The following is a 13,673-nucleotide window of genomic DNA, read 5'->3' as shown; positions in this document are numbered from 1 at the left end:
GTTTAGTATGTACAATAACGAGTTAATTGCCACCGTTTTTCTTCTTTTCTTTTTCTTCTCGGCGTTGCTGCCTTCTTAATTCGCGTTCTTCTTTTTTAGTTAAAGGCGTATTAGCTGCTTCTGTAGCTTTAATTGATGGTGCTGGTTCATTAATCTTTTTTTCTTCTGTTTTAACAGGTTCCTGTTTAATTGGTTCAGGGTTTTCTACCGGAATTGAAGGTTCGCCAATCATTAATGAATCTACTGAAAGACTATCATTTTGAAGCGTATCAACATGTTGGCGTGGGGTAGGGCAATCATAGTTGATGCTGATTTTTACCGTAGGTTTAGGAAACGGACCATAAGTATAGCCGCTGTTAGGATCGTGGTACACTTTCTCCATAAATTTGGCAAAAATTGGTAAGGCTGTTCTTGAGCCTTCGCCCTGTTCGCCATTTTGGAAATGTGCAGTTCTTTCATCGCAGCCTACCCAAACCCCTGTAACCAGGTCTTTTGTTATGCCCATATACCAGGCATCTACGTAATCTGATGAAGTACCGGTTTTACCACCAATCTGATTGTTTTTCTTGAAAAGATCCCAGCTCCATAATGCTTGCGAAGTTCCTCCCGGTTCTTCCATACCTCCTCTAAACATATAAAGCATTAACCAGGCAATTTCTTCTGTTAAAGCTCTTTTCATTTTAGGTTTGAAATCAGCAATTACATTATCATTCTGATCTTTTATGGTTTCTACTAATATGGGATCAACTTTTACACCTTCGTTTAAAAAAGTGCCATAAGCTTTAACCATTTCATACACAGATACATCATTAGAGCCTAATGAAACCGAGGGAACTGATTCTAATTTACTGTCTATACCACATTCATGTGCCCATTTAACCACATTATCCCAACCTACTTTTTCAGTTACCTGTGCCGTAATGGTATTTACTGATTTTGCCATTGCCCAGCGTAAAGACATTTCCTGGTAACTGTTTTTCCAGTCTGCGTTTTTAGGTTCCCAGTATTCTGTTTTTCCTTTATGCTGATAGGCAATTTTTACCGGTTTGTCTGTAAATTTATCGCAAGGAGTCATCCCACTTTCTAAAGCAGCTAAGTAAGCAAATGGCTTAAATGTAGAGCCCGCTTGTCTTTTTGCCTGGTTTACATGGTCGTATTTAAAGAATTTATGGTTTATTCCACCTACCCACACCTTAATTTTTCCGGTTTTGGGCTCTAAAGTCATCATGCCTGTATTGAGAATCTTGCCATAATAACGAATAGAATCCATTGTAGAAAATAAAGTATCTCTATCTCCATTATAAGAGAAGATTTTCATTTTTTTCTTTTTGTTAAAATAGGCTTCAATCGAATCAGGTTGATTGGCAAATTTCTTCTGTAAAATAGCATATATAGGTAAGTTTCTTTTTGCCCGATCGGGATAATCTACTTTTTTGCCTTCGCTATCCTGCCACGGATCTTCTTTACCCCATACGCTGTAAAAACGTCTTTGTAACATACGCATCTGTTCCAATACAGCTTCTTCAGCATAGGTTTGCAATTTAGAATCGATAGTGGTATATATTTTTAAGCCATCTTCATAGAGGTCATAACCATTATCCTCGCACCATTTCTCCAAATACTTATCAACTGCAGATCTTAAATAAGAGTCTCCATCGCTGCCCTCATCTTCAGTACCTATTTTAAGTTCCAATGAAGTTGTTTTGTAATTTGAAAGGTCTTCTTTGCTAAGGAAATTGTATTTATTCATTTGAGAAAGCACTACATTTCTACGTTCCAGTGCTTTTTCTGGGTTCTTTACCGGATTATAAGAAGTAGTGGCTTTTAGCATACCTACCAGCAAAGCCGACTGAGGCACGTCTAGATCAATGGGAGCCTTGCTGAAATAAATACGCGAAGCTGTTTTTATACCATACGTATTATTACCGAATGAAACCGTGTTAAGATACATGGTTATGATATCATTCTTGCTGTAATTCGCCTCTAATTTCAAGGCAGTCATCCATTCTTTGAGCTTGGCTACAAAGGTTCTTACCAATGGAATGTGCTTAATAAAACCGGATGATTTATTGTAGCGTGTGCGATAAAGATTCTTGGCAAGTTGTTGCGTTATGGTGCTGGCGCCGCCTTTATCTCCAAAACCTACAATGGCTCTTCCCAATGCCTGAAAATCAATGCCCATATGTTTATAGAAGCGTACATCTTCTGTAGCTACCAAGGCATTCACCACATTTTTAGAGATTTCATTGTAATTAACGGGTGTTCTGTTTTCTTTAAAATAACGGCCTATAAGTTTGCCATCTGAGGTATAAAGTTCTGAGCCAATACGTTGTGAAGGTCTTTTGATGTCTACATAAGTAGGAGAGTATCCGAAGAGCCACAAAAAGTTAATTTGCAGCGCACAAAAGAATATAATTATAAAATAAAGAAAGAGGGTAAAGTATCGTAAATATCGATTTTTAATTTCTTTAAACATGTGATAAAGATGTAAAAAAACGTGGACTAAATGCTGTTAAATTGTGTTAAAACTACAAATACAAATTAACTAATTAAATTTACTTAATTTTAGAAAGTATGGTAAAAAGTTTTTTCACCATAAGTTTGATCTACTTGTGCATTTAGTGGTTTGATAAATTGAAAATTTATATGCCAAATAATCAAACATTTAAAACTTTTTTTAAGTTTTTGAGATAAATTCTATGTTAAAAGTAATTGAAAATTTAATTTAATCTCTATATTTGCAGCGTCTTAAAACAAACAAGACAAGATTCCGTAGCTCAGCTGGTAGAGCATTACACTTTTAATGTAGTGGTCCTGGGTTCGAATCCCAGCGGGATCACAAGCCTCAACGAAAGTTGAGGCTTTTTTATTAAAACGCTCCTCTATCAAATTTCCAATCAATTCTTGATAGTTTATTATAATTTTCATTAAAAGAGCCTGTGTAAATTGTGAATGATCCTGATTTTCTTTATATTAGATATAGGTCATCAGGTAATTAAACTTAAATTTTTATGCTATGGTTTTATTAATGGTCACTACTGTACAATGGTACGGAATCATTCTAATTATATTAGGGCTAATTTTTCGCTATATTGTAGCACGTAATAGGTTTAACCGTCGCGGCTCTGGAGGATTGCAGCAATATGATAGTTATAACAAAGCTCTGGTAACAACAGCCTTTGAGCGTTTTTTAAAAATTATTGGAACTGGAATGCTACTTTTTGGTGTTTTTCTAATTGCCATAGAATGGTTTAATAAGAGTACTACCGAAAAATACAAACTGGAAAAATTAAAAGAGCAGCAGAGATAGAATTAAATATAGATAATAAGTAGTATTAATTATTGCTGGTGCGATATTTAAGTGTAGATACTTAACGATTTTATTGTTCCTGCTGTTATTTAGTTCTGTTTACGCCAAAAATGAACAGTTTGCATCAGATCGTCCGGGTTTGTCTGATGCACCAGATCTTATTGATGTTAAAAGCTGGCAGATTGCTACAGGTTTATCAAATAAAAGCTTATTGCTCGGATCAATAATTTGAAGCCAGTTTTTTGTAGAACCATCTTTTAATATAATCAGCAGTAATAATATATGCTGTTACAATTAATGTCATGTAACCATAAAACCGGGCTGGTAGTTCTACAAATCCAAAGAGTTTACCTACGGGCGTAAAAGGTAAAATAAGAACCACTATAATTACCACTAAATTGGCTATCCATAAAGGTGTACTTGGTAAACTTTTGAAAAAAGGTTTCTGGGTTCTTACAACCAGCACAATCAAAGCTGCAGAAATAACAGATTCAAGGAACCATCCTGTTTGAAATTGCTGTTCGTTTGTTTTAAGCATTAACAAAAGCACCCCAAATGTACAATAATCAAAAATGGAACTTAACAGGCCAAATACCAGCATAAACCTTTTAATGAAATTAATATCCATCCGATGGGGTTTGGTAATATAAGATTCATCTACATTATCTGTTGCAATTGTAGTTTCAGGAATATCTGTTAAAAGATTGGTTAAAAGAATTTGTTTAGGAAGCAAGGGTAGGAAAGGTAGGATCAATGAGGCCCCGGCCATGCTGAACATATTACCAAAATTGGCACTGGTAGCCATAAATACATATTTCATGGTATTGGCAAATGTTTTGCGTCCTTCTTTAATACCGTTGATGAGCACTTCTAAATCCTGGTTCATTAATACAAGATCTGCGGCTTCTTTAGCCACATCTACGGCTGTGTCAACAGAAATGCCCACATCTGCAGAATGCAAAGCAGCAGCATCATTGATGCCATCGCCCATAAAACCAACTACATGGCCTGCTTTTTTTAATGCCAGAATAATTTGTTCTTTTTGATTGGGCTCTACTTCTGCAAAAATATCGGCCCGTGCCGCTTTGGCCATAAGCGCTTCATTACTCATCGATTGTAGTTCACTGCCTTTAATTACCACTGCATCCTGTATGCCCACCTGTTTGGCCAGTGTTGCAGCTATCAGTGCATTATCGCCGGTAATGATCTTTAATTTCACCCCTAATCCGTTCAGGTTATTTATAGCTTTGATTGCGCTTTCTTTTGGCGGATCAAAAAAGGTAACAAAACCCAGAAATACCATATCTTTCTCATCATTCTTTGAAAAGGTATGAGTTTCTGAATTTTTCCAGCAAATGCCTAATGTGCGGTAGCCTTCTCGGCTAAAACTCTCATATTGATTTTCAAGTTCGGTGCGGTATACATCTGAAAGGGGAAGAATGGTTTTTTCATCTTTTTGTATAAAGGTACAAACCTCCATAATTTGTTTAAATGCACCTTTGGTAATGGCTGTGGCTTTACCATCAATTGAAAGCATAATGCTGAGCCGTTTTCTTATAAAATCATACGGTACTTCGTCTAAAACCTGCGGCATGGTCTTTTCAGTATTCTGATAAGTTTGTATCACTGCCTGATCAATAGGGTTTTTAAAGCCCTGTTGTAAGGATGCATTGAGCCAGGCATAACGGATAACCTGCTCATTGTCTTTGCCGTCGATATCTGTAGCCTTATATAGTTTTACTTGGCCCTGAGTAATTGTTCCTGTCTTATCAGAACATAGAATATTCATACTTCCGAAGTTTTCTATGGCTGCCAGTCGTTTTACAATAACCTGTTGCGCTGCCATCTTCTTAGCCCCAGCCGATAAATTAACAGTAATGATCACTGGTAACAACTGTGGGGTAAGACCTACAGCAAGTGCCAGAGAAAAAAGAAAAGCATCTAATATGGGTTTATGCAGGAGCACGTTCATCGCAAAAATAAGGATGATCAGTATCAGCGTAATTTGCATCAGCATAAAACCAAATTTTTTAATGCCTCTTTCAAATTCTGTTTCAGGGGCCCTTAATCGCAAACGATCGGAGATCTTTCCAAATTCTGTACGCATTCCTATAGACACAACCAATGCTTTTCCTTTACCGCTAATTACGTGCGATCCCATAAACAACATATTGGTACGTTTTGCAACAGCTGTATTTTCAGGCAAACTGCCTGCCTGTTTTTCTACCGGGTAACTCTCACCGGTAAAAGCCGCTTCATCTACAAAAAGATCCTGAGAGGAAAGAATGATACTATCGGCTGGAATGATATCTCCGGCAGAAAGTACAATCACATCGCCAGGCACAATGTTTTCTGTGGAAATGTTTTTAGGAGAATCCTCACGTAAAACTTGTACCGTTATCTGTACCAATTGTAAGAGTTTGGCTACTGCATTAGAGGCACCATATTCCTGCCAAAATCCCAAACCGCTACTAATCAGTACGATAATTAAGATAATGATAGCATCTGTTTTATCCTGCAATATCAGAGATAAGATTGCAGCTGCAATAAGAATAAGTGTTATGGGATTTTTAAACTGTCCCAAAAATAAAAGATAAGGACTGGAAGTACTTTTGCCTTTTAAACTATTGGGTCCGTATTGTTTCTGTCGTTGTTCAGCTTCATTTTCAGATAAACCCCTCATATCAGATTTGAGCAAACTGATCATTTCTTGCGGGTCTTTGGTCCAGTATTGCGGAGCACTATTATCGCTCTCTCTGTATTGCGCCATATTTGGGTTTTAGTTTTCTATAAAAACGGCATTGTAGTTGAATTTACGATTTTTAAAGGAGCTTGTCTTAAAGTGATTTATCAATATATGGAGATGTTAAAGTAATGAGATGTTAACGGCCAAAGGCAAAATAAGGTGTAAGTAAATGCGTTTTGTCCTTTAGCCAGTTTGAAACCATTTGCATACCGGTAACTGAAAATGTAATGCCATTGCCTCCAAATCCTAAAACAAAATAAGCATTTTTAAAATCTTTATGCTCGCCTATATAAGGCAGGCCATCTTTGGTTTGACCAAAAGTACCCGTCCAGGCAAAATCTGGAATAAATTGGATGTGAGGTAAATATTTTTCAAAGGACCGGGTAAGCTGTTTTTCTTTTTGATCAAGTAATGCATCTCGTTTTTGAGGAGTAGCAAAATGTTCGTCTTCACCGCCTATAAGCAGGCGAGCATCATCCGTAGTACGCATATAAATGTATGGTCTGTCTGTATTCCAGATTAAAAGATCATTGTATTTTTTGCTGGCTTTGGGCTCTACTTCAGAAACAGTTGCATAAGTGCTGATCAAATCCACAAATTTTCCTTTGATCATTGTAGCACTTTCATAACCTACACAGTAGATAATCTTTTTACACCTAATGATTGCACCTGTATTTAAAACAGCCTCATTGCTACGTTTACCAGCTTTTGTACCTGTGAGTTCCGTTTTATCAAACACTCTTAAACCTTTTTTCTGGTTGTGTATTAAGATTTCATGTACAAATTTAAAAGCATCTATACTAGCTCCCTGCTCGGATAGAATACCACCATAGGTATTGTCAATTGCATAAGTTTTTAGAATTTCATGGGCTTCAAGCCATTTTACATCAAACCCTGCATTTTTACGAGCTTTTAATTCTTGTTCAAGTCCTTCTGTATCTTTCTGCTTGGCCGAAAAATACAATGATTTCTTTTTGTTGAACCCTGCATCTGATTTAATGCTGTCAGTAAGTTCTTTTAATTGATCAATAGCTTCAGAACAAGATTTGTAACTCGCTATAGCACCTTTTTCGCCGATCATTTTGGTTAGCAGATACAAAGGCATATCAATTTCATACTGTAACATTGAGGTTGTAGCTGATGAACTGCCATTGGCAATCTCGCGTTTATCAATAAGGATCGTATCATATCCATCGGCAACACACTGATGAGCAATCAAACTACCTGTAATACCACCGCCCACAATCAATACATCACAACGGGCATTTTCTTTTAAAGACGGATATGTATTCAGCAAACCGTTTTTAACCAGCCAGAAAGGTTCATTTGATTTCAGATCCATTGCAATTTTGCTACTGATAAGTAAATATTAAGGAATCAGTACGGCTCTTCCTTTTATTTTTCCCTGTCTAAGCCTGTCATAAACCTCATTAGCTTGATCAAGATGATAGCGTTCTACTTCAATATGGATTTTTTTCTGCCTTGCAAGTCCTACCACTTCTATAAGTTCTGTTCTGGAACCCCAATACGGATTGATCATACTTACACCAAAAGGCAGGCCCATCATGGTATATTCATACACACCACCGCCTAAGCCTACAAGCGTAAGATCTCCATCAAGACTAACTACTTGAGTACCCAGTGTAATGGTTGGTTTTGCCCCAACAAAATCAAGTACGACTTTGGCTTTTTTAATCCCGGTTATTTTTTGGATTTGCTCGGCTGCATCTTTATCGGTAGAATTTACGGTATGTGTAGCCCCTAATTCTTTAGCGAAAGCCAGTTTTTCGGATGTAATATCGCAAGCAATAATGGTTGAGCTGCTCATGGCTTTTAAGATTTGTATAGCTACATGTCCCAAGCCACCAACACCTATCACCACCACATATTCGTCGGGCATCAGTTTATGCAAGGAACGTTTAATAGCCGAATAAGGTGTTAAGGCTGCATCTGTTAAAGGAGCCGCTATAACCGGATCGAGATCATGAATGGGAACCAGTAAGCGTGAAGAGGGTACCAGCATATAATCGGCCATGCCTCCATTTAATCCTAAACCACCACCAAAAGGCATTTCAGATTGATGGTCACAATAATTTTCTTTTGAATGCTGGCAAGGTTTGCAATGTCCACATCCCCAAGGACCATATACCAGAACGGCATCTCCCTTTTTATATCCTTTTATATCAGGGCCTAAGGCTTCGATCCAGCCTGCATTTTCATGCCCTAGCGTAAAACCTGTAATAGGCATAATACCTTCATCTATAACATGCAGATCAGAGTGGCAAACTCCTGCACCACCAATTTTTAACAATACTTCATCACCTTTGGGTTCAGGTTTTTCCACATCATCTACTACGCGAACATCTTTGTGTCCGAAAAAACGTACTGCTTTCATAGTTTATTATTTTAGTATATACTTATGTATTACAGAACAAACAAAGTAAGAATGAATGAAGTTTTGTTTTTGATAAATAAATTACCTGTTTCGCAGGATAAATATGGTTATTATGATAAAAGGGAGGGTGGAGATAAGAATTTTAAAATTAGGACCTGTTAAACCTATAAAAAACATAAACAATAAAAGTAAGCCTATGCATACCATTCCGATATAGGCGAGTATTTTACTTGGTTTTTTCTGAAATAGCGTAATTAACAAAAGAACTTGTCCCGCTAGTGGAATAAGAGTAAAGGGGTGTGCAGCCGAATTGAAATGAGTAAAGAATTTATTTAATAACTCATATTCTGCTTCGAAAAGAAAGATTTTATGATGATCTCCCCATTCTAAATAACCAAATAATGAACTGATAATTAATAAGAGGTTTAAGATCTTACTCTTCATTAATGAGAATTTTATCATAATTAATTAAAGATACTTTTTTTATGCTAAATCATCAGGTTTTAAAGGATTTACTTATTCTTATGGTATTTTAATCCTGTTTATGTAATTTAAAGGGCGAGTCTATAAAAAATAAGTAAGTATAAGCGTAATAATGACTAAAGTAAAATTAACAGATACAGAACAGGTAACAGCACATATAGCTCAATTACCAACAGATTTGCAGCTTGCAGTAATGTATTTGCGTAACGCGATACTTTCCGTTGATCAAACCATAGCAGAACATATTAAATGGAATTCGCCTGCATTTTATTACAGCGGAGAAATGAGAGGTTTTGACCCAAAAGAGTATAAGCGCGATATTTTGGTTATGAATCTGCGCAAAGACAAGATAATGTGTGTATTGCCCACAGGGGCAGTTATCCAACATCATACAGAGATTTTAGAAGGCAATTATACAGATGGCAGGCGAATGATCTACTTTAAAGATCTTGCAGACATCAAAGAAAAAGAGTTACAATTGCGTAAGGCTATTCAGGAATGGTTGAGCCTGGTTGAAAAATAACGAACTGAAAAACAGTTTTATGTGTGGTTTATTGCAATGATTTTGCTTTAGATGCATTCCATAAAATTTGTACCAGTACAGCAATCAGCAGCACATTAAATTCTATTCCATTACTGCCACCACCTACTACATACCAACCATTTTGTAAATGCACCATGCCTATACCTGCAATAAGAATAACAATATTTAAGGGAATAGAGATCCATAACCATCTGTTTAACAGTAAAGAGATGATGCCAAAAACATGAATCAGTTTTATGATCCATGCCATGATCAATCCCATGGGTGCAAACCCTATAGTATCAAGATAGTTTTTGCCAAATTCAGTTATGCCTCCGTTAAACATACCTGGCACACTGTGCATAAAAAATACAATAGATACCACTATACGTAACCAAATAGTAGTGTTAGCTCTTGAAAACATAATTAAGTAATTTTTGTTGGCTTTACTGTTGTCTTTTCTTTAATAAAGATAATATGAATGTTTGTAAATTTAAATAGCGTTTAGAATTATATGCATATAAGACCCGCAAAAATAACTGATGCAGAAGCCGTTGTAAATTGTGTCCTATTGGCAATGGAAGAAGTGATCTATCAATTTATAGGAGAAAATAATCAGGACAAAGCAAAACAGTTTCTAACTGAGATGTTCAAACAAAAAGAGAATCAGTATTCATACGAAAACTGTTGGGTAGTAGAAGAAAACAACCAGATTATTGGAGCGGCTATAGTATATGAAGGTGCTAAACTTGCAGCATTAAGGGAGCCAGTAATCCATTGGCTACAGCTCATGTTTAACCGCAATTTCATGCCCGAAGATGAAACTCAGGAAGGAGAATTTTATATTGATTGTATAGGTGTAAATTCAGATCAACAGGGAAGAGGAATAGGAACTAAACTCTTGCAGTTCTTAATTGATCTTTATGTCAAAGATCAGCAACAAACCCTGGGTTTGCTGGTAGATCAAAATAACCCTCAAGCTAAGAAACTATACTTAAGATCAGGTTTTAAGGTTACTGGAGAAAAAAAACTTGCAGGAAAACACATGGAGCATTTGCAACTTACAATAGCTGAGATTTAAGCTTAAAGTTTATAGTTTTGTACCCTAAAAATTAATAAAGGTATATGAAATCTGTTTGCGTGTATTGCGGTGCTAATTTTAATGGTGATGAAAACATAATGAAAGCCATTGAGCAGCTTGCATACACTTTAGTTGATCAGGGTATAGAATTGGTTTACGGAGGAGGAAGTGTTGGTGTGATGGGCTTGATTGCCGATGAAATATTGCGCTTAGGAGGCACAGTAAAAGGTGTTATTCCTAAATTCTTAATGGATAAAGAAGTAGGACACAAAGGCATTACCCACATGTTCATTACAGAGAACATGCACGAACGGAAACAGAAAATGGCCGATCTGTCTGATGCTTTTATTATTCTGCCGGGTGGTTTTGGCACAATGGAAGAATTTTTTGAAGTACTTACCTGGTTACAGCTGGGGCTACATGCTAAACCTATTGGTGTTTTAAACGTGAATGGATTTTACGATCCTTTGTTTATGCAAATGGATATTATGGTTCAGCAGCGTTTCTTAAAACAAGCCAATAAGGATTTGGTGTTTAATGAGGCAGATGCGGCTATATTGATTTCTAAAATGCAGAATTTTTCGGCCACGCCAGATGAAGTATGGTTCAGAGACCGTAACCTAACCTGATTACAGGAAATTATTGTTTAGGATTTCCCATGTCCAGGGTTTCTTAAATTCGCTTAGTTTACGTGGATGTCCAAAAATTAGCGTTTCTTCATCTACTTTATTTTTGATATTTCTTGAGAAAATATTGCCACTTACCAGCGTTAATTTTCGGTCGAGAAAATCATAAATATGGTCTGTCATTTCACCTGAAATGACGTTATAATAAATACTGTTGGCATTAGTTAGAATAAGGTCTTTGTTCTGGTATTTAAATGTATAATTTAATTTCCATCGCCATTCATTACCACCTTCAAAGGCCAGGATCAGGGTATTATCATCAATTTCTATTCGCCTAAAAGGATCGCCCATTATACCGCCTTCTTTAGCCCTTAAAACAAAACTGTTATTCTGCACTACGAGATGAAGTTTTTGACTAAGCTTATCACGCAGGTAAACAGCCAATATCCGTGGTTTTTGGTATTCTGTGATCAATTCTATATCGTTGTGACCATATGCCCGGTTTTCGCTTATAAAAGAATCATATTCTAAAACAACAGCCATATCAGCGTTATTATCCTTATTCAGATCGCCATAAACCGTATCAATGACATTCCAATTCTTAGGAGCGATCTTTTCATAACCCGATGCATATTCAGGAAGCTTTGGAAACCTAAAATCCTGCGAAAAAACAAATGATGGAAATAAAAGTAATGTTAAAAATACAAGTAGCCTCATGCTAAATACTATATTAAAATGCTATTTTAGCCTAACAAATACAGAACCAAATAAAAACGATCTGTTTAACAGATAAGTATGTGTATATGAATTTAGAGTTTAACAAGAACGAAGATATCAACAAACAATTAGTTTATGAATTAAAAACCAGGTTAGATAAAGTTTATCAGGGAGGAGGAGCAAAAAGTGCGGCGAAACAAAAAGAAAAAGGTAAAATGTTGGCCCGAGAACGCATCTCATATCTTCTCGATAAAGACTCTGAAGTGCTGGAAATAGGCACTTTTGCTGCTTATGAAATGTATGAAAGCGAGGGAGGCTGTCCAAGTGCAGGTGTAGTTTGTGTAATAGGGTATGTATCGGGAAAGCAATGTATCATTGTAGCCAATGATGCTACGGTAAAAGCAGGGGCATGGTTTCCTATGACCGCTAAAAAAAACCTTAGAGCTCAGGAAATAGCCATGGAAAACAGGCTGCCTATTATTTATTTGGTAGATAGTGCCGGAGTTTATTTACCTATGCAGGACGAGATTTTTCCAGATAAAGAACACTTTGGCCGTATTTTCAGGAATAATGCGGTAATGTCATCTATGGGCATTGTACAAATCTCTGCAATTATGGGGGCCTGTGTTGCAGGTGGTGCATATTTACCTATTATGAGTGATGAAGCGATGATTGTTGAGGGTACGGGATCTGTATTTTTAGCGGGATCTTATCTGGTTAAATCGGCTATTGGCGAAGATGTAGACAATGAAACATTAGGTGGGGCAACTACGCACTGCGAAATATCGGGTGTTACAGATTATAAACAACCTAATGATCAGGCTTGCCTAGACAGTATCAAAAAAATCATGAGCATGATAGGCGGCTCACAACAAGCAGGATTTGACCGTATAAAACCTGTAATGCCTAAACTAGATGAAAAAGAGATTTATGGTATTTTACCAGAAAACAGGGAGAAACCTTATGATATGAAAGAAATTATTTACCGTTTGGTAGATCATTCTGAATTTGAAGAATATAAAGCCCTATACGGACAAAGTATCATTTGCGGATTGGCACGTATCGATGGATGGGCAGTAGGTATCGTGGCAAATCAACGTAAAGTAGTGAAATCAAAGAAAGGTGAAATGCAGTTTGGAGGTGTAATCTATTCAGACAGTGCAGATAAAGCCAGTAGGTTTATCATGAATTGTAACCAGAAAAAAATACCATTGGTTTTTCTACAGGATGTAACCGGCTTTATGGTAGGTAGTCGTTCAGAGCAGGGTGGCATTATAAAAGATGGAGCTAAAATGGTAAATGCCATGGCTAATTCTGTAGTACCTAAATTCACCATTGTAATAGGTAACTCTTATGGAGCAGGTAATTATGCCATGTGTGGTAAAGCTTACGACCCCAGGTTGATCTATGCCTGGCCAAGCGCAAAAATAGCCGTTATGGGAGGTGCACAGGCAGCAAAAGTGTTGTTGCAGATACAAGAAGCTTCATCAAAAGCCAAAGGTGAAGCCTTAACAGAAGAGCAGGAAGATAAATTACTGAATGAGATAACAGAGAAATACAATAAACAAACTACACCTTATTATGCAGCATCACGCTTATGGGTTGATGGTATCATAGATCCTTTGGAAACCAGAAAAGTAATCTCAATGGGCATAGAGGCTGCCAATAAAGCTCCGATTGAAAAGCCATACAATGTAGGTGTTATACAGACTTAATGAAACTATAAGACTTTATGAAATTTAAAATTATTCTTTTACTGAGTAACTTAATTTGTTGCCATTTCTTGGGCCAG

11 protein-coding genes and 1 tRNA gene are annotated in these 13,673 nt (G+C 36.7%); 6 read left to right on the top strand and 6 right to left on the bottom strand.

All coding sequences use genetic code 11. From position 1 onward, the window contains the following. Window positions 1-22: 22 nt before the first annotated feature. On the bottom strand, window positions 23-2,476 hold the full coding sequence (locus MMF97_RS12260) for a transglycosylase domain-containing protein (protein WP_243362683.1): 2,454 nt from the start codon (window positions 2,474-2,476) through the stop codon (window positions 23-25). Between the two features lie 290 nt (window positions 2,477-2,766). Between MMF97_RS12260 and MMF97_RS12255 the strand changes: the two genes are divergently transcribed. Together MMF97_RS12255 and MMF97_RS12250 are read left to right on the top strand one after the other, a co-directional pair. Next, window positions 2,767-2,839, top strand: a tRNA-Lys gene (locus MMF97_RS12255). A 177-nt stretch (window positions 2,840-3,016) separates the two neighbouring features. Continuing rightward, window positions 3,017-3,310 (top strand): hypothetical protein, encoded by a 294-nt coding sequence (locus tag MMF97_RS12250; protein ID WP_243362682.1) that lies wholly within the window; start codon window positions 3,017-3,019, stop codon window positions 3,308-3,310. Window positions 3,311-3,530: 220 nt separating this feature from the next. On the opposite strand, the gene mgtA is transcribed toward MMF97_RS12250, so the two are convergent. The 3 genes from mgtA to MMF97_RS12235 form a co-directional block, all read right to left on the bottom strand. Continuing rightward, a complete protein-coding gene (mgtA, locus tag MMF97_RS12245) occupies window positions 3,531-6,080 on the bottom strand; it encodes a magnesium-translocating P-type ATPase (protein ID WP_243362681.1) in 2,550 nt (849 codons plus the stop codon). 112 nt (window positions 6,081-6,192) lie between these two features. Next, window positions 6,193-7,398 (bottom strand): NAD(P)/FAD-dependent oxidoreductase, encoded by a 1,206-nt coding sequence (locus MMF97_RS12240; RefSeq protein WP_243362680.1) that lies wholly within the window; start codon window positions 7,396-7,398, stop codon window positions 6,193-6,195. A 27-nt stretch (window positions 7,399-7,425) separates the two neighbouring features. Then, window positions 7,426-8,451 (bottom strand): NAD(P)-dependent alcohol dehydrogenase, encoded by a 1,026-nt coding sequence (locus tag MMF97_RS12235; RefSeq protein ID WP_243362679.1) that lies wholly within the window; start codon window positions 8,449-8,451, stop codon window positions 7,426-7,428. A gap of 595 nt (window positions 8,452-9,046) precedes the next feature. Between MMF97_RS12235 and MMF97_RS12230 the strand changes: the two genes are divergently transcribed. Beyond that, window positions 9,047-9,457, top strand: a complete 411-nt coding sequence (locus tag MMF97_RS12230) for a DUF1801 domain-containing protein (RefSeq protein ID WP_243362678.1) — start codon at window positions 9,047-9,049, stop codon at window positions 9,455-9,457. Window positions 9,458-9,485: 28 nt separating this feature from the next. On the opposite strand, the gene MMF97_RS12225 is transcribed toward MMF97_RS12230, so the two are convergent. After that, window positions 9,486-9,881, bottom strand: coding sequence for a DoxX family protein (locus tag MMF97_RS12225; protein WP_243362676.1), 396 nt, complete (start codon window positions 9,879-9,881; stop codon window positions 9,486-9,488). Window positions 9,882-9,971: 90 nt separating this feature from the next. Between MMF97_RS12225 and MMF97_RS12220 the strand changes: the two genes are divergently transcribed. Then, window positions 9,972-10,538, top strand: a complete 567-nt coding sequence (locus MMF97_RS12220; RefSeq protein ID WP_243362674.1) for a GNAT family N-acetyltransferase — start codon at window positions 9,972-9,974, stop codon at window positions 10,536-10,538. 44 nt (window positions 10,539-10,582) lie between these two features. Further along, the gene (locus MMF97_RS12215; RefSeq protein ID WP_243362672.1) at window positions 10,583-11,167 is read left to right on the top strand and encodes an LOG family protein; all 585 of its coding nucleotides are present in this window, start codon (window positions 10,583-10,585) and stop codon (window positions 11,165-11,167) included. Here MMF97_RS12215 and MMF97_RS12210 read toward each other — a convergent pair whose 3' ends face one another. Next, window positions 11,168-11,881, bottom strand: a complete 714-nt coding sequence (locus MMF97_RS12210) for a hypothetical protein (protein ID WP_243362671.1) — start codon at window positions 11,879-11,881, stop codon at window positions 11,168-11,170. Between the two features lie 86 nt (window positions 11,882-11,967). Between MMF97_RS12210 and MMF97_RS12205 the strand changes: the two genes are divergently transcribed. Beyond that, the gene (locus MMF97_RS12205; protein ID WP_243362670.1) at window positions 11,968-13,596 is read left to right on the top strand and encodes an acyl-CoA carboxylase subunit beta; all 1,629 of its coding nucleotides are present in this window, start codon (window positions 11,968-11,970) and stop codon (window positions 13,594-13,596) included. The last annotated feature ends 77 nt before the right edge of the window (window positions 13,597-13,673 follow it).

The organism is Pedobacter montanisoli (assembly GCF_022809115.1).
Lineage (GTDB): Bacteria > Bacteroidota > Bacteroidia > Sphingobacteriales > Sphingobacteriaceae > Pedobacter > Pedobacter montanisoli.
This window is presented reverse-complemented; position numbering and strand designations above follow the sequence as displayed.

Bases quoted from the DNA above. Each gene is read 5' to 3' on its own strand.
- MMF97_RS12230 (WP_243362678.1), top strand. From the start codon at position 9,047: ATGACTAAAGTAAAATTAACAGATACAGAACAGGTAACAGCACATATA.
- MMF97_RS12215 (WP_243362672.1), top strand. From the start codon at position 10,583: ATGAAATCTGTTTGCGTGTATTGCGGTGCTAATTTTAATGGTGATGAA.
- MMF97_RS12225 (WP_243362676.1), bottom strand. From the start codon at position 9,881: ATGTTTTCAAGAGCTAACACTACTATTTGGTTACGTATAGTGGTATCT.
- mgtA (WP_243362681.1), bottom strand. From the start codon at position 6,080: ATGGCGCAATACAGAGAGAGCGATAATAGTGCTCCGCAATACTGGACC.
- MMF97_RS12250 (WP_243362682.1), top strand. From the start codon at position 3,017: ATGGTTTTATTAATGGTCACTACTGTACAATGGTACGGAATCATTCTA.
- MMF97_RS12220 (WP_243362674.1), top strand. From the start codon at position 9,972: ATGCATATAAGACCCGCAAAAATAACTGATGCAGAAGCCGTTGTAAAT.
- MMF97_RS12235 (WP_243362679.1), bottom strand. From the start codon at position 8,451: ATGAAAGCAGTACGTTTTTTCGGACACAAAGATGTTCGCGTAGTAGAT.
- MMF97_RS12205 (WP_243362670.1), top strand. From the start codon at position 11,968: ATGAATTTAGAGTTTAACAAGAACGAAGATATCAACAAACAATTAGTT.
- MMF97_RS12260 (WP_243362683.1), bottom strand. From the start codon at position 2,476: ATGTTTAAAGAAATTAAAAATCGATATTTACGATACTTTACCCTCTTT.
- MMF97_RS12210 (WP_243362671.1), bottom strand. From the start codon at position 11,881: ATGAGGCTACTTGTATTTTTAACATTACTTTTATTTCCATCATTTGTT.
- MMF97_RS12240 (WP_243362680.1), bottom strand. From the start codon at position 7,398: ATGGATCTGAAATCAAATGAACCTTTCTGGCTGGTTAAAAACGGTTTG.